Annotated in this window: 2 protein-coding genes (1 of these 2 cut by a window edge); both read left to right on the top strand. The window is 70.4% G+C overall.

The window, feature by feature from the left end:
- A protein-coding gene (locus tag A176_RS15930) for a non-ribosomal peptide synthetase (RefSeq protein ID WP_002639672.1) crosses the window boundary here: on the top strand, window positions 1-9,518 show its 3' portion. Its footprint begins 7,654 nt before the window's first position; the window shows 9,518 of its 17,172 coding nt (coding positions 7,655-17,172); the start codon falls outside the window, past its left edge; it ends in the stop codon at window positions 9,516-9,518.
- Window positions 9,511-22,503: a hybrid non-ribosomal peptide synthetase/type I polyketide synthase gene (locus tag A176_RS15925; RefSeq protein ID WP_002639673.1), complete on the top strand. Its 12,993-nt coding sequence runs from the start codon at window positions 9,511-9,513 to the stop codon at window positions 22,501-22,503. Before A176_RS15930 ends, A176_RS15925 begins: the two co-directional genes overlap by 8 nt.

Raw genomic sequence — 22,503 nt, 5'->3', positions numbered from 1 at the left:
TCCTGGTGACCTGGAACGACACCCTGAAGTCGAGGGCGGAGCCCCAGGTCCTGCACCGGCTCATCGAGGCGCAGGTGGACCGCACGCCGGACGCCGTGGCCGTGAGCTTCGAGGGCGAGACGCTCAGCTACCGTGAGTTGGACGGGCGCGCGAATCAGCTCGCTCGATATCTGCGTGCCCGGGGCGTGGGACCGGATGTGCGGGTCGCGATGTGCGCGGAGCGGTCGCTGGAGATGGTGGTGGGCTTGCTGGGCATCCTCAAGGCCGGCGGCGCGTATGTGCCGCTCGACCCGGAGTATCCACGCGAGCGCCTGGAGTACATGCTCACGGATGCCTCGGCGCCCGTGCTGCTGACGCAGGCGCGGCTCGCGGACGGCATGCCTCGCGGTGGCGCGACGGTGGTGTGCCTGGATTCGGAGTGGGAAGGGGTGGCGCGAGAGCACACCGAGCGTCTCGATGTGCGGGTCCAGCCACAGGGGCTCGCATACGTCATCTACACCTCGGGCTCCACGGGACGGCCCAAGGGCGCGATGAACACCCACGCCGCCGTCTGCAACCGGCTCCTCTGGATGCAGGAGGCGTATGGCCTGGACGCGAGCGACCGCGTTCTCCAGAAGACGCCGTTCAGCTTCGACGTGTCGGTATGGGAGTTCTTCTGGCCGTTGATGACGGGGGCTCGGCTCGTGATGGCGCGTCCCGGGGGCCACCGCGAGCCCGCGTATCTGACGGACACCGTCTCGCGCGAGCGCATCACCACGTTGCACTTCGTGCCTTCCATGCTCCGGCCCTTCCTGGAGGAGCTGGACCTGGTGTCGTCGTGCGCGGGTTTGCGGAGGGTATTCTGCAGTGGCGAAGCGCTGCCCGCGGACTTGAGGGATCGGTTCTTCACCGTCCCGCGTGCGGAGCTGCACAACCTCTATGGCCCGACCGAGGCCGCCGTGGACGTGACGGCATGGGCGTGCGCGCGCGAGGACCGCAGGCCCCTGGTGCCGATTGGCCGGCCCATCGCCAACGCGCGGATGTACGTGCTGGATGAGAGACTGCGCCCCGTTCCGCCGGGCGTGCCGGGAGAGCTGTTCATCAGTGGCGAACCGCTGGCGCGGGGCTATTGGCAGCGGCCCTCGCTGACGGCTGAGCGCTTCCTTCCGGATACCGTGGCCGCCGTCCCCGGTGCACGGATGTATCGCACGGGCGACAAGGCGCGTTTCCTGGCGGATGGGGCGCTCGAGTACCTGGGCCGATTGGACGACCAGGTGAAGGTGCGGGGCTTCCGCATCGAACTCGGTGAGATTGAAGCGGTGTTGTCGCAGCACGCGGGTGTTCGCGCTGCGGCCGTCGCGGTGCGTGAGGACATCCCGGGGGACCGGCGTCTCGTGGCCTATGTGGTGGCCACGTCCGAAGGCGAGGTCTCGGAGCTGCGGGACTTCCTGGGCACGCGCTTGCCCGAGCACATGCTGCCTTCGGCCTTCGTGACGCTCGAGGCACTGCCGCTGTCTCCCAGTGGCAAGCTGGACCGTCGCGCGTTGCCAGCTCCGGAGCGTTCGACGCTCGGCGCTGGAGATTCCTACGTCGCGCCTCGGAACGCGCTGGAGCAACAGCTCGCACGCATCTGGGCGGATGTGTTGGGGGTGGAGCGCGTCGGGACGGAGGCGCGGTTCTTCGAACTTGGGGGTGACTCCATCCTCGCGCTCCAGGTGATTGCTCGCGCACGGCAAGCGGGCATCCACCTCACGGCGCGGCAGGTCTTCCAGCACCCGACGGTGGCGGGGCTGGCGCAGGTGGCGGCGAGCGCGCGGCGGTTGGGCGAACAGGGGCCGGTGATGGGGCCCGTTCCACTGACACCCATTCAAACCTGGTTCGTTGAGCGTGACCTGCCCGAAGCTCATCATTTCAATCAGGCATTGCTGCTGGAGCCACGCGAGCCCCTGAACGCGGAGATGCTCTCGGCGGCACTGAGGGCACTTGTGGACCACCACGATGCGCTCCGGCTGAGGCTGACTCGCAGTACCGCGGGGTGGGAGCAATCGTGTGCCGAACCTGGCCGCGATGTTCCCTTGCGTCAGGTGGACCTGGCGGGACTGACGCCCGCTGCGCAAGCCTCCGAAATGGAGCGCCTCGCCACCGAAGCGCAAGCGGGGCTGGATTTGGCGGACGGGCGCCTCGTGCGCGCCGTGCTGTTCGACCGAGGGGCGGGGCAGACCGGCCGACTCCTGCTGGTCATCCACCATCTCGCGGTGGACGGCGTTTCCTGGCGCATTCTGCTGGAGGACCTGGAGACCGCGTTGGGGCAGCTCGGCCGTGGTGGGGCCGTGGCGCTTCCCGCGAAGTCCACGTCATTCCAGGCGTGGGCGCGGCGCTTGGAGGAGTACGCGGCCTCGCCGGCGCTCACGGAGGAGCTGGCCTTCTGGCGTAAGGCGCCGGACTCGGATGTTGCCCGGCTTCCCGTTGATTTTCCGGCGGGCGTGAACAGCCAGGGTTCGGAGCGCGTCGTGACGTCGGTGTTGGACGCTGACGTAACGCGCGCACTGCTTCGTTCGGCGGCGGCAGGGAGGCACACGTCCCTGGAGGACGTGCTGCTTGCCGGTGTCTCTCGGTCTCTGGCTCGATGGTCCGGAGCGCGGCGGCTGCGCATCGACCTGGAGTCTCACGGCCGCGACGAACTCTTCGACGACGTGGACCTGTCGCGCACCGTGGGCTGGTTCACCGCGTTGTTCCCGGTGCGGCTGGACCTGTCGAAGGGCGCGGACGCGGCGGCGGTGCTGGCCGAGGTTCATGCGGCGCGCGAGCGTCGGCAGGGCAGGGGAATCGGGTTCGGGCTGCTTCGCTACCTGCGTCGTGATTCGACCGTGGCCCCTGCGTCCGAGGTCCTGTTCAACTACCTGGGACAGGTGGACGCCGGCTCCCGAGCGTCGGCGTTGTTCTCGCTGGCCTCGGAGTCCACGGGCGCCGCCCAAGGAACACGTGGACCGCGGAGCCATGTGCTGGAAGTCGTGGCCCGAGTCGTCCAGGGGCGCTTGGAGCTGTCCTGGCGCTTCAGCGATGCGTTGCATTCACGTGAGACCATCGACGCGCTGGCTCGCGGATGTGTGGAGACGTTGACCGAGCTGGCGCGTCCCACCGAGGAGCGGTACCCGCTTTCGTCTCTTCAGCATGGCCTGCTGTTCCAGGTGCTGCTGGAGCCCGGCACGGATGCCTACTTCGAGCAGCGAAGCTGGACGCTCTCCGGGCCCGTGGATGTCCGCGCGCTGCGCGGGGCCTGGGATGCGGTGGTCGAGCGGCATCCCGCGTTGCGGACCTCGTTCCTGTGGGAGGGACTGGACACGCCGCTCCAAGTCGTCGGCTCACGAATCACGCTGCCCTGGAGCGAACACGACTGGCGTGGCCTTCCCTCGGAAGACGCGCAGGCCCAAGCCTTGGAGACGTTCCTTCGCGAGGACCGGGTTCGAGGCTTCGAGCTGTCCCGCGCGCCGTTGATGCGGGTGGCACTGCTGCGTCTCAAGGACGATGCGTGGCGATTCGTCTGGAGCTTCCATCACCTGCTGCTGGATGGGTGGAGCCTGGCGCGTGTGCTGGGCGAAGTGCTGGAGGCGTACTCGGTGCTGGTCCGGGGCGGAGAATGGCGTCCCGGTCCCGTGACGGATTTCCGTGCCTATGTCGAGTGGCTGGGGCACCAGCAGCCGGAGCGGGATGCGGCCTTCTGGCGGGAGCTGCTCGAGGGAGTCGAGGCTCCGACCCTGTTGCCAGCTGAGGGGGGCGTCAAGGGGGCTCGAGACACGGGTGAGCAGGCCCTGGAGTTGGGGGACGCGGACACGGCCGTCCTTCAGGAACTCGCGCGTCGTCATGGGGTCACGCCGAGCACCTGGGTTCACGGTGCCTGGGCGATGGTGTTGTCACGGTATGGCGGCGGAGCGGACGCTGTCTTCGGGACGACGCTCGCGGGCCGTCCGCCGGAGCTGCCGGGGATCGAAGAGGCCGTGGGCCTGTTCATCCATACGCTCCCCGTGCGGACTCGCGTTCGGAGCACAGTAGCGTTGCTGGCCTGGCTGCGCGAACTCCAGGGGCTGCTGGTGGACCTGGGCCAGCGCGAGCATGTGCCGCTCACCCGGCTCCAGGAGTGGAGCGACATCCCTCGCGGTGTGCCGCTCTTCGAGAGCCTGCTCGTCTTCGAGAACTACCCGGTGGACGCCGCGCTCGGACGCGGGGCCGCGGGGTTGGAGTTGAAGGACTTCGGGGCCTTCGAGCGCACGCACTATCCGCTGACCGCGGTGGCGGTGCCGGGCCGCTCGTTGCGCCTGAAGGTGCTCTACCGTCGAGAGCGCATCGGGGATGACGCCGCCGCGACGTTGGTCGCGCACTGGCGCGGGCTGCTGCGGACGATGATGGCCCGGCCGGAGCAACGGCTCGGAGACGTGCCCGTGCTGTCCGAGGCGGAGCGTCGGCGTGTGCTGCTGGAGTGGAACGCCACGGAGACGGCATACCCTCGCGAGGCCACGGTCCATGGATTGTTCAAGGCACAGGCCGCGAGGACCCCGAGCGCCATCGCCGTGGACCATGGCGGGACGACGCTGACCTACGCGGAGCTGGACGCCCGCGCGGAGCAGGTGGCTTCACGGTTGCTGCGGCTGGGCGTCCAACGCGGTTCGACGGTGGGCCTCTGCGTGGAGCGTTCGGCGGAGCTCGTCGTGGGAATGCTCGGCATCCTCAAGGCGGGGGCCGCCTACGTTCCGCTGGATCCCGCGTATCCTCGTGAGCGGCTCGCGTGGATGCTGTCGGACTCTGGCGCGCGGGTGCTGGTGACGCAGGAGCGTTTGCGCGCGACGCTGCCCTCGGATGGCGTACGCGTTCTTTCCTTGGACCAGGTCTCGGTCGGGGAGGGTGACGGTGCCCATGTGCCGCTCACCCCAGTGTCCGGCGCCGAGGACGCCGCGTACGTCATCTACACCTCGGGCTCCACGGGGACACCAAAGGGTGTCTGTGTCCCGCACCGGGCCGTGGTCCGGTTGGTGGTGGAGACGGACTTCATCCGCGTGGTTCCGGAGGACCGCGTGGCTCAGGCGTCGAATGCGTCGTTCGACGCGGCCACGTTCGAGGTCTGGGGCGCGCTGCTGAACGGCGCCCGGCTGGTGGGCGTGGATCGGGACACGGCGCTGTCGCCCCGGGCATTCGCGAACTGGCTGAAGGACGCGGGCATCCGGGTCCTCTTCCTCACGACGGCCTGGTTCAACCAGGTCGTGGGTGAAGCGCCAGAGGCCTTCGGAGGCCTGCGCCAGCTTCACTTCGGTGGCGAGGCGGTGGACCCACGGCCCGTGCGCCGGGTGCTTCGCGAAGGGCCTCCCGAACGGTTGCTGCACGTCTACGGCCCGACCGAGAACACCACCTTCTCCACGTGGCACCTCATCACGGATGTTCCAGAGGACGCGGCGGGCATTCCCATTGGCAGGCCCTTGGCGAACACGGTGCAGTACGTGCTCGACGACGCCATGGCGCCGGTGCCTCCGGGGGGCGTAGGGGAGCTGTGGCTCGGTGGTGACGGGTTGGCCTGGGGGTATCTGGGGCGGCCCGACCTGACGGCGGAGCGCTTCACCCCGAACCCGTTCAGCCCACGCCCTGGCGCACGGCTCTACAGAACCGGGGACCGGGTGCGGTTGCTGCCGGATGGCGCGGTGACGTTCGTCGGCCGGGTGGACACGCAAGTGAAGGTCCGTGGTTTCCGCGTGGAACCGGGCGAAGTCGAGGCCGCGCTGCTGCGCCATCCTGGCGTGGGGCAGGCCGTGGTGCTCGCACGTGAGGACGCGGTGGGGGGCTCCCGGCGGCTGGTGGCCTATGCCGTGCCTTCGGGTGTCGCCAACGCGCCTCTCGCGGCCTCGGCGCTGCGCGGGTTCCTCGTGGAGCACCTGCCTGCGTACATGGTGCCATCCGCCATCACGGTCCTGGAGCGCTTGCCGCTCACGCCCAACGGCAAGGTGGACCGCCGTGCGCTTCCGGAGCCCACGCTGGAGGTGGAGACGCTCGCTCCACGCGGACCCGAGGAGGCGCTGTTGGCCGGCCTCTTTGGCGAGTTGCTGGGCGTGCCGCGCGTCGGTGCCGATGACAGCTTCTTCGACCTGGGTGGTCACTCGCTGTTGGCGACTCGGGTCGTCACTCGGATTCACGCGACCTTCGGTGTGGCCCTGCCGCTTCGAGACCTCTTCGAGGAGCCGACCGTCGCTCGGCTCGCGGAGCGAATCCGGCAGGCCCGCGTGTCATCGACCTGGGTGCGTCCGCCGCCCATCGTTCCGGTGAGTCGCGAGCGCCCGTTGCCCCTGTCCGCGATGCAGGAGCGACTGTGGCTGCTGGAGCAGCTTCAGCCGGGGACGGCCCTCTACACCGTGCCCTGGGCCGCGTGGCTGTCGGGGCCGCTGGACGTACCAGTTCTGGAGCGGGCGCTCGCGGCGCTGGCGCGTCGTCACGAAGCGCTTCGCACGACGTTCTCCAGCAACGCGGGGGCGCCGGTGCAGGTCATCCACCCGAACCTTGCCCTGCCGCTGTCCGTGGTTGATTTGCGCGGAGTCCCGGAGGGAGAGGCCCAGGCCCTGCGCGCCGCAGCTGACGAAGTGCGCCGTCCCTTCGACCTGGTTCAGGGGCCGTTGTTCCGAGCCCTGCTGATTCGCACGGCGGAGGATGCGCACCTCTTGGTCCTCACGCTGCACCACATCATCTCGGATGGGTGGTCCCTGGGGGTGGCGGTCCGAGAGCTCACCGCGCTGTACGGCGCGGAGTTGCACGGGCGCGCGTCACCCTTGCCCGAGCCCTTCCTCCAGCCCGCGGACCATGCGGTGTGGCAGCGCGAGTGGCTCCAGGGCGAAGCGCTGACCGACCAGGTGGGTTACTGGCGGAAGCAGTTGGCCGGAGCGCCGCCGGTGCTGGAGCTGCCCAAGGACTTCGCGAGGCCCAGCCTGCAGCGTTTCCGCGGGGACACCGTGGCGGTGGCCATCCCCTCGGAGTTGTCCCAGTCCTTCCGCGCGCTGTGTGTTCGGGAAGGGGTCACCCCCTTCATGGGGCTGTTGGCGGCCTTCCAGCTCCTGCTGTCGCGAGTCTCGGGGCAGGAGGACGTGTGCGTCGGTTCGCCCATCGCGGGTCGACAGCAGCCGGGGTTGGAGAACCTCATCGGCTTCTTCGTCAACACCCTGGTGTTGCGCTCGCGGCTGCCTCGGTCGCTCACGTTCCGGGAGCTGCTGCATCAGGTGCGGGAGACCACGCTGGACGCGTACGCACGCCAGGACGTCCCGTTCGAGAAGCTGGTGGAGGCCTTGCAACCGCCCCGCAGTCTGAGTCATGCGCCGTTGATTCAGGTGGTGCTCGCGCTCCATGAAGGCACGCGGCGCGACGCGGCGCCGGAGGGCTTGACCCTTCGCCCCGTGGAGCTGGCTTCGGGCACGGCGAAGTTCGACCTCACGTTGTCGCTCGCTGACACGGCGGAGGGGTTCTCGGGGACGTTGGAGTTCGACGCGGACCTCTTCACGCGGGAAACCGCCACGCGGTGGATGCACGGGCTCCAGGTCCTCATGCGGAGCGCGGTCGCGGACGCGGGGCAGGCGCTGGGGGCATTGCCGATGATGGACGCGGCGGAGCGCCAGCAGCTCCTGGTGACGTGGAACGACACGGCCGCGAACTACCCACGGGAGGCCTGCCTCGCGGAGCTGTTTGAGGCACAAGCGGCGCGTTCGCCAGACGCCATCGCGCTGGAGTGCGAGGACGCCCGGCTCACGTACGCGGAGCTGGACCGGCGGGCAAACCAGCTCGCGTGGTACCTGCGAAAGCGGGGCGTGGCGCCAGGGATGCCCGTGGGCCTGTGCCTGCATCGCTCCATTGACCTGGTCGTGGGGATGCTCGGCATCCTCAAGGCGGGCGGGGCGTACGTGCCGCTCGACCCCGCGTATCCGAAGGAGCGACTGGCCTTCATGGTGGAGGACACGCGCCTGTCCGTGGTGCTGGCGCAGCAGACGGTGTTGGCGTTGTTGCCCACGGGCAGCGCGGAGGTGGTGCTCCTGGACTCGGCCTGGGACGATGTGTCCCGTGAGCCTGAGTCGGCCCCCAAGGTCTCCGTACCGGCGGAGTCTCTGTCGTACGTCATGTACACGTCGGGCTCCACGGGGCAGCCCAAGGGCGTCTGTGTTCCGCAGCGCGCGGTGGCGCGGCTCGTGCTGGGTTCTCGCTTCGCGCGGTGGGGAGCGGACGAGGTCTTCCTCCAACTGGCGCCCATCTGCTTCGACGCCTCCACCTTCGAGCTGTGGGGGGCGCTGTTGCACGGGGCGAAGCTGGTCCTGTTCCCGCCCCGGACGCCCACCGTGGACGCGTTGAAGGACGTGCTGACGCGCCACGGCGTCACCACGCTGTGGCTCACCGCCGCGCTCTTCGAGGCGCTCTCGGCCGCGCGGCCCGATGCCCTGGACGGCGTGCGCCAGCTCCTGGTCGGTGGCGACGTGTTGCCCCCGGCCTCGGTGCGTGAGCGGCTCGCGCGCGGCGGCGTCCTGGTGAACGGTTACGGGCCCACGGAGGGCACCACGTTCACGTGCTGCCATGTGATGGAGGGCACCATCGCGGAGGGGGCCATTCCCATTGGACGCCCCATCGCGAACACCCGCGTGTACGTGGTGGACGCGGGGTTGCGTCCGGTCCCCGTGGGCGTTCCCGGCGAGCTGCTCATTGCCGGCGATGGCCTTGCGTGGGGCTACCTGGGCCGGGCGGAGCTGACGGCGGAGCGCTTCATTCCGGATCCCTTCGGGCCCGAGACGGGCGCGCGGCTCTACCGCACCGGAGATCGCGTGCGGTACCGCGAGGACGGAACGTTGGAGTTCCTCGAGCGGCTCGACGCGCAGGTGAAGGTGCGGGGCTACCGAGTCGAGCCGGGCGAGGTCGAAGAGGCGCTGCGCAAGCATCAGTCGGTGGCGGAGGCGGTGGTGGTGGCCCGGCCAGACCCCGCGGGTGGAAAGCGGCTGGTGGCGTACGCCGTGCCTCGGGCGGGGACGACGCTGGAGCCCCGCGAGCTGCGGGCGTTCCTGGCCGGTTCGCTGCCCGAGTTCATGGTGCCGTCCGCGCTCGTGCCGCTCACGGCGCTGCCGCTCACGCCGGTGGGGAAGGTGGATCGCTCGGCGCTGCCGGAGCCGGAGGTCGCTCGTCTGGCGGGGAGCACGTTCACGGAGCCCACCTCGGCGTTGGAGCGCCAGGTGGCGGTGCTCTGGGCGAAGGTGCTCGGCGTGGAGCGGGTCGGTGTGGAGGACCATTTCTTCGCGGACCTGGGCGGCAGCTCCATGTCCGTGGTCAAGGCGTGCGCACTCTTGCGCGATGAACTGAAGCGCGACGTTCCGGCGACGCGCTTCTTCGAACACCCCACGGTCCGCGCGTTCGTCATGTCCCTGGAGCGGGACGGCGAGGCGGCGGCTGAAACCCAGGACAACGAGGCCCACGTGGATCGCGCCCAGCAGCGGCGACAGGCGATCCGTCGGCAGGGCCGGCGAGGGAACCACGGCAATGACTGAACGGGATGACGTGTTGGGCGAGGACACCGGGAACGACATCGCGGTCATTGGCATGGCGGGGCGCTTCCCGGGGGCCCGCAACCTGGGCGACTTCTGGAAGAACGTCCGCGATGGCGTGGAGTCCATCTCGTTCTTCTCCGAGGCGGAGCTGGAGCGCTCGCCGCTGATTCCGGAGGAGCTGTGGAAGAACCCGCGCTTCATCCGGGCGGGGGGCATCCTCGAAGGCGCGGAGGGCTTCGACCACGGCTTCTTCGACATTCCGCTGCGGGAAGCGCAGTGGATGGACCCCCAGCAGCGCGTGTTCCTCCAGTGCGCCTGGGCGGCGCTCGAGGACGCGGCGTATGACCCCTCGCGCTACAAGGGCCGCATCTCGCTGTATGCGGGCGCGGGTGCTTCGGGGCACCTGCTGAACCTGCTGTCAGAGGCCCGGAAGGACGCGGGCGCGGGCCTGGAGCTGGCGACCGCGGGCCCGGAGAGCCTGGCGATGAAGGCCTCGTTCAAGCTCCAGCTCCGGGGCGAGAGCGTCGCCGTCTACACGGCGTGCTCCACGGGCCTGGTGGCCATCCACATGGCCTGCCAGAGCTTGTTGACGCGGCAGTCGGACATCGCCCTGGCGGGCGCGGTGCGCATCGCGAGTCCCCAGCGCACGGGCTACCTGCACCAGGACGGGCTCATCTTCTCGCCGGACGGGCACTGCCGCGCCTTCGACCACCGTGCGGGTGGCACCGTCGCGGGCAACGGCGTGGGCGTGGTGGTGCTCAAGCCGCTCGCGGACGCGCTGCGAGATGGAGACCACATCCACGCCGTCATCAAGGGCTCCGCCGTCAACAACGACGGTCAGCAGAAGGTGGGTTACACGGCGCCGAGCATCGAGGGCCAGACGGAGGTCATCGCGGATGCGCTGGCCTATGCGGGGCTGGGGGCCGACGACATCGGTTACGTGGAGGCGCATGGCACGGGGACGTCGCTGGGCGACCCGATTGAAATCGCCGCGCTGACGCGCGCCTTCCGCAAGACGACGGAGCGGACGGGCTTCTGCGCCATCGGCTCACTCAAGACGAACCTGGGACACCTGGACGCGGCGGCGGGCGTGGCCGGGCTCATCAAGGCGGTGTTGTCGCTCCAGCACGGCGAACTACCGCCGAGCCTCCACTTCGAGCAGCCGAACCCGGAGATCGACTTCGAGCGCAGCCCGTTCTTCGTCAACACGGCGTTGAAGCCCTGGCCTCGGGAGAACGCGCCGCGCCGCGCGGGCGTGAGCTCGTTCGGCATTGGTGGCACCAACGCGCACGTCGTGTTGGAGGAGGCACCTTCGCCGGCGGTGGCGGCCCGGAGTGCCCGCGCGTTGCAGGTGGTGACGTTGTCCGCGCGCACCCCCACGGCCTTGGAGGCGATGGCGCGAGAGCTGGCCGCACACGTGGAGGCATCACCGGGGGTGGCGCTGGCGGACGTGGCCTTCACTCGCAACGTGGGCCGCCGCGCGTTCGAGCATCGCCGTGCCGTCGTGGCCGCGGATGCGGCCGAGCTGGCGGAGCGGCTGCGCAAACCCGCGGCGGTGGAGGCGGGACGCAATCGCCGTGTGGCCTTCCTCTTTCCGGGGCAGGGCGCGCAGTCGGTGGGCATGGGCCGTGAGCTGCACGCTTCCGAGCCCGGCTTCCGGAAGGATGTGGACGCGGCGCTCGCCCGCTTGGAGCCGTCGCTCGCCGCCGAGGTGCGAGCGCTGTTGCTTCCCGCGCAGGGGCAGGAGCAGGCCGCCGCGCTGAAGCTGGCGGACCCTCGGGTCGCGTTGCCCGGTCTCTTCATCGTCGAGCATTCGCTGGCCCGGCTCTGGATGTCGTGGGGCGTGCGGCCCCATGCCCTGCTGGGGCACAGCTTCGGTGAGTACGCGGCGGCGTGTGTCGCGGGCGTGATGTCGCCCGAGGACGGGCTGCGGCTGGCGGTGGTCCGTGGCGCGCTGATGGCGCGAATGCCCGCTGGGGCGATGATCGCGGTGGGGATGGAGGAGAACGACGTCGTCCCCTTGCTCAAGGATGGGCTCTCGCTCGCGGCGGTCAACGGCGAGGGCCGGTGCGTGGTGTCCGGGCCGGTGGCGGCCATCGAGGCGTTGCAGGCCTCTCTGTCCGAGCGTGGCGTGGGCATGGTGCGCCTGCCGGCCGCGCACGCCTTCCACTCCAGCGCCGTGGAGCCGTTGATGGCGGACCTGGCGCGCGCGGTGTCCTCGCTCCGCTTGGAAGCGCCGAAGCTGCCGTTCGTCTCCAGCCTGACGGGGACGTGGATTCGCCCCGAGGAAGCCACCGACCCCACGTACTGGGCCCGCCAGATGCGGCAGCCGGTGCGGTTCGCCGCGGGATTGGAGGTGCTCCTGGGCGACGGATGCAGCGTCTTGCTGGAGGTGGGCCCGGGGACGGACCTCACCTCGCTGGCCCGAGGCTGGACTCGGACGGCGCGGCACCTGGTGGCGGCGCCCTCGCTGCGGCGCCGCGCGAAGGAGGAGGAGCTCCGAGGCTTGTTGCAGTCGGTGGGTGAGCTTTGGGCGGCGGGTGTGGACGTGGCGTGGGCGAAGTTCCACGCCGGCGCGTCTGGCCGCCGCGTTTCGCTGCCCACGTACCCCTTCGAGGAGAAGCCCTGCCGCCTGGAGTCGCAGGGGGCACCGTTGGTGGTGACGGCGCTGACGATGGCCGTGGCGCAGGCGGCCCAGGAGGCGGAAACGCCCGTCCTGCCGTCCGTCCCCGTGACGTCCGTGGGGGACATCCAGCAACGGGTCATGGACATCTGGCGGGAGCGCCTCGGCGCGGTGGAGGTGGGCCCGGACGATGACTTCCTGGAGCTGGGAGGCAACTCGCTGATGGCGGCGCAGATGCTGACGCGCCTTCGCGAGACGTTCTCCGTGCAGCTCCCGCTGAGCGCGCTGTTCGAGGCGCCCACGGTGGCGGGCATCTCCGCGCGCATCGAGGCGATGCTCCTGGCCGCTCGTCCGATGGAGGGCGGCGCCGCACCCGAGCTGATGGTGCGCATCGACCGGTCCGGCGATTTGCCCCTGTCCGTGGTGCAGGAGCGCGTCTGGCGGATGGAGCAGTTGGACCCGGGCAACCCGTCCCTCAACATGCCCCTGGCGGTGCGCATCTCCGGGGCGCTCGACGTGGGCGTCCTGGAGCGGAGCGTCAACGAGGTCATCCGCCGGCACGAGATGCTGCGCGCCACGTACCGCGTGGAGGACGGGCGCGTGCGTCAGCGGTTCTCCGCGGAGGTCCGCATCGAGGTCCCCGTGGTGGACCTGCGGGGCCACGCGGGAGATCGAGAGGCCGAGGCGCTGCGGCTCGCGCTCGCGGAGGCGGTGCTGCCGTTCTCGCTGGAGCAGGGCCCCATTGTCCGCGCCAGCTTGCTGCGCTTGAGCGACACCGAGCACCTGATGTTGCTCACGGTGCATCACATCGCCTCGGACACGTTGTCCATGGTGGCCTTCTTCCGTGAGTCCGCGGCGAACTACCAGGCGTTCCTCGAAGGGAAGCCCGCGCCGCTGCCGGAGCTGGCGGTGCAGTATGTGGACGCGGCGGCGTGGGAGCGCCGCTCGTTGGCGGGTGGCGCGCTGGCGGCCCAGGAGGCCTACTGGCGTGACGTGCTGGCGGAGTTGCCTCCGTCCCTGGAGCTGGCCTCGGACCGGCCGCGAGGCACGGACCTGCGGCTTCGCGGCGCGCGCTTCCCGGTCGCCTTCTCGCGTGAGCTCAGCGCGGCGCTGATGGCGTTCAGCCAGCGTGAAGGTGTCACCCCCTTCATGACGTTGCTCGCGGCGCTGACATCGCTGCTGGCCCGCTACTCGGGGCGTGAGGACATCGTCGTGGGGACGCCGGTCGGCAACCGGGCCCGTGGCGAGTTGGAGCCGCTCATCGGCTTCGTCGCGCACGCGATGGCGCTGCGCACGGACCTGTCCGGTGACCCGACGTTCCGCGAGCTGGTGGGGCGGGCCCGCGAGACGACGATTGGCGCGTCCAGTCATCAGGACGTTCCCTTTGAGCACCTGTTGCCGCTCGTCGTGCCGGGGCGGGATCCCGCGCGCTCACGGCTGTGCGACGCGGCGCTGGTGCTGCACGCGCATGTCGCGACGGCGCCTCCGTCCGTCGCGGGCCTGGGCATGCAGTTGGTGGAAGTCCCGGGGACGCCCGCGCAGTTCGGCGCGACGCTCGGCGAGTTGACGCTGCTGCTCAACGAAAGCGAGAGCGGTGGCTTCCACGGCTTCATCGAATACGCCACCGACCTCTACGATGAACCCCGCGTCGCGCGGCTCGCGGCACACCTCGAGACGCTTCTGGGCGCGGCCCTCGCGAATCCAGAGCTTCGCGTGTCGCGGATGCCGCTGGCGGCGGAGGGGGAGGCGCGCCCCACCTCGCGAGTGGACGTGGCCGCGAGCCCGGCTCCCATGTCCGTGCTGGACCGACTGGCGTCGTGGGTGTCCAAGACACCGGAGGCGGTGGCGATCAGCACGGGCTCCGTGCGTTGGTCCTGGCGGGAGCTGGCCGCCCGAGCCCGTGGGCTCGCGTCACGCTTGAAGGATGAGGGTGTGGGCGAGGGGATGCCCGTGGCCGTTCGCATCACGCCTTCACCCGAGGCCGTCGTCGCCCTCTGGGGCGTGCTCGAAGCCGGGGCCGCGTGTCTGCCGGTGACGGCGGGCGAGGTCGCGGAGCTCGCGTCCCTTCTGCCCGCGAAGGGGCCTCGGTTGTTGCTGGTGGCCCGTGCGGGTGACGTACCGGTGTTGCCGAAGGGCCTTCGTGCCCTGGCGGTCGAATCGGTGCAGGCCGCGGAGGGGCCGGTGGAGGCCGTTCCGGTGGAGCGATTGGCCTTCATCGTTCCCGCTCCCGAGGTCCTGGGTGTCCGTGGCCGCGTCATGCTGAGCCATGGCAACGTGGCGCACGTCCTGGCCTCGTTGGACGCGAGAATGGGCACGGGTGATGGGGAGGTCTGGCTCGCGGCCGGCGGACCTTCTGCGGATCCTGCGGGTCTGGACCTGCTGTGGGCGCTGGCCCGAGGCATGCGGGTCGTCCTGCCGCCCGATCGGCTCGCCGCGCGCTTCGCTGTCCTGGGCCACACGCCGGACACACGCCGGCCGCTCGACTTCAGCTTGTCGTACTTCGCCAACGACGAGGATTCGGCGGGGGAAGAGAAGTACGAGCTGCTGCTCGAAGGCGCGAAGTTCGCGGACGCGCATGGGTTCTCCGCGGTGTGGACGCCCGAGCGGCGCTTCCACTCATTCGGTGGCCTGTATCCTCAGCCTTCGGTGGTGGGCGGCGCGTTGGCCATGCTCACGCGCAACGTGCAGATTCGCGCGGGCAGCGTGGTGTTGCCGCTGCACGACCCCATCGAAGTGGCCGAGCAGTGGTCCGTGGTCGACAACCTGTCACGCGGGCGCGTGGGGCTGTCCTTCGCCACGGGCTGGCACGCGAATGACTTCTCGCTCTCGCCGGGGACCTTCGACCGGCGCCGCGAGGTGCTCATCGATCGGTTGGAGGAGGTGCGGCGTCTGTGGCGTGGCGGGACGGTGCTGCGGCGCAATGGCGCGGGCAACGAGGTGGAGCTGGCGCTGCGTCCCAAGCCGAAGCAGGCGGAGCTGCCCGTGTGGCTGACGTCCACCGGCAACCCGGAGACGTTCCGCAAGGCCGGTGAGGTGGGGGCGGGCATCCTCACCAACGTGCTCGGGTTGGGCTCGAGCCTGGACGAGCTGGCGGCGAAGGTGGCGCTGTACCGGGAGACCTACCGCAAGTCGGGACATGGCCAGGGCCGTGGCCACGTCACCTTGATGCTCCACACCTTCCTGGGCCAGGACCTGGACGAGGTGCGCGAGGCCGTGCGTGAGCCGCTGCTGGCCTACTTCCGAAGCTCGGTGGATGTGTTCGCCAACCTGGTGGCCAGCCAGGGACTCCAGGTGGATGTCCGAGGGCTCACGCCGGAGGACGTCGAGGTGATGCTCGCCCAGGGGGTGGAGCACTACATCCGCGAAGGCGGCCTCTTCGGTTCGGTGGAGGACTGCGTTCAGGTGGTGGAGCGCGTGCGCTCCCTGGATGTGGACGAAATCGCATGCCTCGTCGACTTCGGCGTGGCGCTGGAGCCGATGATGTCCAGCCTGCGCCTGCTGGACGTGCTGCGGCAGCGAAGCCAGGTGCGGCCTGCCTTGACCGATGCCGTGCGGGCGGAGGGCGATGCGGGCTTCGGTGACGTGCTGGCGTTCGTCCAGGGCGAGGGCGTCACGACGCTCCGGTGTGCTCCGTCGCAAGCTCAGGCACTGGCTGCGCTTCCCGGCGCGGGTGAGGCACTGGGCGGAGTGCGTCTCTGGGTGCTGGGGGGCGAGACCGGTGGTGGTCTGCGTCCCGAGCGCGTGGTGGAGATGGACGCCTCCCTGGTGGGGGCGGCATGGCCGACGCCGGCCTCCGCGCCCGCCCTGGTTCGCGATGCCTCCGGGGCACTCGTGCCCGTGGGCGCGGTGGGAGAGCTGGCCCTGGGCGGTGGATGCGTGCCGCTCGGGTTCTGGAACGACCCCGAGACCACCCGCGCGCGCTTCGTCTCGGTTGTCGGGACGGAGGGGCGTTACCTCCTGACGGGGCAGCGAGCCCGGTTCCGCGATGCGGGCAAGGTGGAGCTCGTCGCGCCCGGTCGTGCGTCGAAGGCACGGCGTCCGGCCGCGAAGCCGGCTCGGACTTCCGTGGGGGCAAAGCCGTCGCTCGGTACCGAGGCCCCGTCCGCGCTGGCGACGCCCGTGGCTCGTGTCAGCCGTGAGCGCCCGTTGCCGCTGTCGTTCCCGCAGCAGCGCATCTGGGCCCTCCACCAGTTGGATCCGGCGGGCATCGCCTACAACAACACCGTCACCTTGCGGCTCGACGGCGCGGTGGACGAGGCCCTGCTGGAGGCCTCGTTGAATGCGCTGGTGCGCCGCCACGAGGTGCTGCGCACCACCTTCAGGCTGGACGATGGCAACGCGCATCAGGTCATCGCGGAGTCCATGCCCCTGACCCTGGCGCGATTGGATGCGCGAGGCGACGTGTTGGAGGCGCGCGAGGCGGACGCCCTGCGGTTGGCCCTGGCCGATGCGCGCAAGCCCTTCGACCTGGTCCGGGGACCGGTGATGCGGGCCGTGCTGATTCGCGTGGGCGAAGCGGTGTCGGTGCTGCACCTCACGCTGCACCACATCGCCTCGGACGGCTGGTCCGGCGGCGTCCTCTTCCGGGAGCTGGTGGCGGGGTACGAGGCGTTGGCGTCGGGCCAGCCGTCGCCGCTGCCGGAGCTGCCGGTGCAGTACGCCGACTACGCCGTCTGGCAGCGGGGCTGGTTGCAGGGCGCGGGCATGGAGGCCCAGCTCGCGTACTGGAAGAAGCAGCTCGCGGGCGCGCAGGTGCTGGAGCTGCCCACGGACCGTCCGCGTCCGGCACGGTGGTCGGGCCGGGGTGGCCGTCTCCTGGTGGGCGTGGACAAGCCGTTGATGGATGCGCTGTGGACCGTGGGCCGCCGCGAGGGCGCCACGCCCTTCATGGTGCTGACGGCCGCGTTCCAGACGTTGCTGTCACGCTACTCGGGGCAGGACGACGTCATCGTGGGAACCTCCGCGGCGGGCCGCAACCGCCCGGAGTTGGAAGGCCTCATCGGCTGCTTCCTGAACACGCTCGCCATCCGGGGCGACTTGTCGGGCGACCCCACCTTCGTGGAGTTGCTGCGCCGCGTGAAGACCGCCGCCATTGGTGCCTTCACCCATCAGGAGATTCCGTTCGAGCGTTTGGTGGACGAGCTGCGCGTGCCGCGTGACCCGAGCCGCATGCCGCTGGTCCAGGCGATGCTCACGTTCCACAACACGCCGCCCGTCGAGGTCCGGACGCCAGGGCTGGGCGTGAAGATGGTCGAACTCGACATTGGTGCCACCAAGGTGGACCTCTCGCTGGAGCTGCGCGAGACGCCCGAGGGCCTCACGGGTGGCTTGGAGTACCCGGCGGACCTGTTCGAACTGTCTACGGTGGAGCTCCTGTGGGAGCGCTTCGTGCGCCTGTTGCAAGGCATCGTCGAAAACCCGTCGCGCCGCGTGGGGGAGCTGCCCCTGCTGTCGGACGCGGAGCGCCAGCGCCTGCTGGTGGCGTGGAACGACACGCGCGAGCCTGTCGCGGCGGATGCGACCCTGCACGGCCTGTTCGAGGCCCAGGCCGCGCGGACGCCGGATGCGGTGGCGGTGGTGGCCGAGGATTCGCAGCTCACCTACGCCGAGCTGGAGGCCCGGGCCAATCAGCTCGCGCACCACTTGCGCACCTTGGGCGTGGGGCCCGAGGTGCGGGTTGGCCTGTGTGTCGATCGCACCGTGGAGCTGGTGGTGGGGCTCCTCGGCATCTTGAAGGCGGGTGGCGCATTCGTCCCGCTGGACCCCGCCTATCCCACGGCCCGGCTGACGCACACCTTGCGGGACGCCGGGACGTCGGTCGTCGTGACGGTGGACGACATCGCGGACGTCCTGCCCGCGGGCGGTGAGCTGCTCGTGGCGCTGGATTCCGAGTGGCGTCACATCGCGCGCAACGCCGAGACGCCGCCTGCCGTGGGGACGCTGCCGGGACACCTGGCGTACGTCATCTACACGTCGGGCTCCACGGGGACGCCGAAGGGCGTGCTCGTGCCGCACCAGGGGCTTGGGAACACCCTGCACTCCATCATTCGCGCGCACGGGGTGGGGCCAGGGAAGCGGGTGCTTCAGGCCGCGGCGCTCGGGTTCGATGCGTCCGTGTTGGAGGTGCTGTCGACCCTGGTGGCGGGTGCCACGCTGCACCTGGCGCCGCGAGACTCGCTGCTGCCGGGAGCGCCGCTCCTTGAGCTGCTGGCGTCGCGGGGCATTACCACGGTGACGCTCACGCCGACCTCGTTGTCGCAGTTGGACCCGGAGGGGCTCGCCTCGTTGGAGACCGTCATCTCCGCGGGCGAGGCGTGTTCGCCGGAGCTGGCGCGGCGCTGGAAGCCGGGCCGGCGGCTGCTCAATGGCTATGGCCCCACCGAAGCCTCGGTCTGCGCGACGCTGGCGACGGAACTCGACGCGGACCGTCCGGACATCGGGCGTCCCATCGCCAACATGCGCGCCTACGTCCTGGATGGACGCGGCCAGCCCCTGCCTCCCGGCGTGCCCGGAGAGCTGTACTTGGGGGGCCCTGGCGTGGCCCGTGGCTATCTGGGGCTGCCCGCGTTGACGGCGGAGCGCTTCGTCCCCGATGCGTTCTCGGGCGAGGCGGGGGCGCGGCTGTATCGCACGGGCGACCGCGTTCGCTTCCTCGGGGACGGACGCCTGGAGTACCTGGGCCGCACGGACTTCCAGGTGAAGCTGCGCGGCTTCCGCATCGAGCTGGGTGAAGTCGAAGCCACGCTTCGTGAGTTCCCTGGCGTTCGCGACGCGGTGGCGGCGGTGCGCGAGGACACGCCCGGCTCGAAGCGGCTGGTGGGGTACGTCGTCCATGCCTCTGAACTGGACATCTCCTCGGTTCGGGCCTTCCTGAAGGAGCGGCTGCCGGACCACCTGGTGCCCGCGGCCTTCGTGGCGTTGGAGGCCCTTCCGCTGTCGCTTAGCGGCAAGGTGGACCGGGCGGCGCTGCCCGCGCCGGATGCCGCGCGCGGCGGCGCGGGGACGGCCTTCGCTGAACCGCGGACGGAAGCGGAGAAGACGCTGGCGGCCCTCTGGGCGCAGGTCCTGGGCGTGGAGCGCGTGGGCCTGCACGACAACTTCTTCGAGCTCGGGGGCGACTCCATCCTGGGCATCCAGATTGTCTCCCGGGCGAAGGCCGCGGGGCTGGAGCTGGAGCCCGCCACGCTCTTTGAGCGGCAGACGCTGGTGGAGTTGGCCGCGGCGGCGGGGACGGCGAAGGCGAGCACCGCCGAGCAGGGGCTGGTGGAAGGCCCCGTGCCGCTGACGCCGATGCAGCACGTCTTCTTCGACGAATGGGCGCTGCCAGAGCCACACCACTACAACCTGGCCGCTGTCCTGGAAGTGCGGCGGCCCGTGGATGCGGGGCTGTTGGAAGAGGCGCTGCGCGCGCTGGTCTCCCACCACGACGCGCTCCGCTCACGGTTCACTCGGACCGCGCAAGGGTGGCAACAGGCCACTGCGGGTGTCCCCGATCGCATCGCCGTGCGGCGCGTGGACCTGTCCTCCGTCGTCGAAGCGGAGCAGGGCGCGGCGTTGGAGGCCGTTGGCGCGGAGGTTCACCGGAGCCTCGATCTGGGCGAAGGATTGTTGCTGCGCGCGGCCCTGTTCGAGCGGGGCGCGGGCCGGACGGGCCGGTTGCTGCTGGTGGTGCACCACCTGGCGGTGGACGGCGTTTCACTGAGGCCCCTGCTCGAGGACCTGGAGGCGGCGTACACGCAGTTGGAGCGTGGCGCGGCGGTGTCGCTGCCCGCCAAGACGACGTCCTTCAAGGCCTGGGCGGAGCGGTTGGTAGAGCACGCGCGCTCGGAGTCCCTGGGCCGCGAACTGCCCCTGTGGACCTCTGCGAGCGAGGCGGCGCCGCTGCCCGTCGACTTGCCGGAGGGCGCGGACACCCAGGGCTCGGAGGCGCTGGTGTCGGTGGCCCTGGGCGTCGAGGAGACGCGGGCGCTGCTGAGCGAAGTTCCCGCTGCATACCGGGCGCGCGTGGACGAGGTCCTGCTGGCGGCGGTGTCACGCGCGGTGTCTCGCTGGACGGGCAACCGGACCGTGCGCCTGGAGCTGGAGGGGCACGGTCGCGAGGCGCTCTTCGATGATGTGGATGTGTCGCGCACGGTGGGCTGGTTCACCAGCACCTTCCCGCTGGAAGTCGCAGTGCCGGAAGAGGGCAGCCCGGGTGACGTACTCCGAGCCCTGCGGGATGCGCGCCGGAAGCTCCCGGCGAACGGCATGGGCCACGGCCTGCTGCGCCATCTGCGTGAGGACACGGCGAAGGTGCTGCAGGGGGCGCCGCGCGCGGAGGTCGGTTTCAACTACCTGGGACAGCTCGATGCCGCGGCGCGAGGCTCGGAGCGCTTCGCGCTCACGGAGGAGCCCAGTGGGCCATGGCACGGCGCGGGGGGACGGCGGCCGCATCCACTCGAGGTCAATGCGGTGGTGAGCGAGGGCCGGCTCAAGGTGAGCTGGGTCTACAGCGCCCAGGTTCATCAGCGGGCCACCATCGAGGCCGTGGCCGCCCACTTCCTGTCGTCACTGAAGGAGTTGGTGGACGGGCGGGGCAGCGCGGACGCGGCACGCCGCTCGCCTGGAGACTTCCCGTTGACCCGGCTGTCACCCGCGGCCTTGGACCGCTTGCTGCGGCAGTGGCCGGATGTGGAGGACGTGTACCCGTTGACCTCCCTTCAACAGGGCATGCTCTTCCACGTGGCGCTCGCGCCGGCTGGCTCGGGTGTCTTCCACGAGCAGCTCGCGTGGACGTCGCGTGGGAATGCGGACGTGGCTGCGTTGCGCAAGGCGTGGGCGGAGGTGGTCTCACGACATGCCGTGCTGCGGACGTCCTTCGTTCACGAGGGCTTGGCGGAGCCGCTCCAGGTCGTCCACTCCAAGTTGGAGCTGCCCTGGGCCGAGCACGACCTGCGCGGCGTCCCCGCCGAGAAACAGCGCGCCAGGTTGGCGGAGTTGGTCCGTGAGGACCGCGCTCGCGGCTTCTCGTTGGCCCCCGCGCCGCTGGCCCGCATGCAGGTGGTCCGCGTGGATGAAGAGGAGTACCGGTTCCTCTGGAGCCACCACCACCTGGTGATGGACGGGTGGGGCGTGGGCGTCATGCTGCAGGAGGTGTTCGCCTGCTACACGGCGCTCACCGAGGGCCGCGACGTCGCGTTGCCGCGTCCCGCCGCGTGGCGTGACTACATGGCCTGGTTGCAGCGGCAGGACCTGTCACGGGCGGAAGCATTCTGGCGGCAGGAACTGGCGGGCTTCACGACGCCCACGCCGCTGCCGAGCGCTCGCACGCCGTCTCCCGGCACGGAGGCCGTGGTGACGGGCGAGGAGATTCAGTGGGTCTCGCGCGAGTCCACGGCGGCGTTGCAGGCCTTCGCGAGACGCAACGCGGTGACGCTCAATACGCTCGCGCAGGGCGCGTGGGCGCTGCTCCTCGGACGTTCCGCGGACTCGGACGACGTGGTGTTCGGGGCCACCGTCTCTGGACGGCCCGTGGACCTCCCAGAGGCGGAGTCCATGGTCGGCCTGTTCATCAACTCGTTGCCCATCCGCGTGCAGTTGTCTCCGCACGCCGAGGTGGTGCCCTGGCTCCAGAAGCTCCAGGCCCGTCAGTTGGAGCTGCGCAAGTACGAGCACAGTCCGCTGGTCCAGGTGAAGGGCTGGAGCGAGATGTCCCGCGGGCTGCCGCTCTTCGACAGCTTGCTCATCTTCGAGAACTACCCGCTCGACACCACGCTGGGACAGGGCGTGCCGGGCCTCGAGGTTCGGGACGTGGAGAGCCAGGAGCAGGGCAACCACCCGCTCATCGCCTATGTGGTCCCTGGGGACTCGCTGCGGCTGAGCGTGGCGTATGCCCCCGCGCACTTCGATGCGGAAGTCGTGGCGCGGCTGCTGACGCAGTGGCGCGTCTTGATGGAAGGGCTGGCGTCGGGCGTGGCGCGGCTCACGGATGTGGCGAAGCTGCGCGGTGAAGAGCGGGAGTGGGTGCCTCGCGCCCCTGCCGCATCCCCGGCCAAGGCCGTGGAGTACGTGGCTCCCGCGACGCCAGAGGAGTTGGCGCTCGCGGGTATCTGGACGGAGTTGCTCGGTCATCCGCGCATCGGAGCCCGGGACGACTTCTTCGCCTTGGGCGGGCAGACCCAGATGGCGGAACGGATTGTCGTGCGGGTGCGGGAGCGCCTGGGCGTCGAGCTGCCGCAGACGGCGGTGTTCGAGGCGACCACGCTCGCGGGCATGGCGGAGGTCGTGTCCCGCATCGAAGGCGCATTGGACGCCGCCTCGCTGGACGAACTGTCGGACGAGGAATTGGACGCGCTGCTGGACGCGACCGAGGCGGAGGGTTGA

The organism is Myxococcus hansupus (assembly GCF_000280925.3).
In the GTDB taxonomy this organism is placed as follows: domain Bacteria; phylum Myxococcota; class Myxococcia; order Myxococcales; family Myxococcaceae; genus Myxococcus; species Myxococcus hansupus.
The sequence above is the reverse complement of the archived record's forward strand: the minus strand, read 5'-3'. Positions and strand labels throughout refer to the sequence as shown.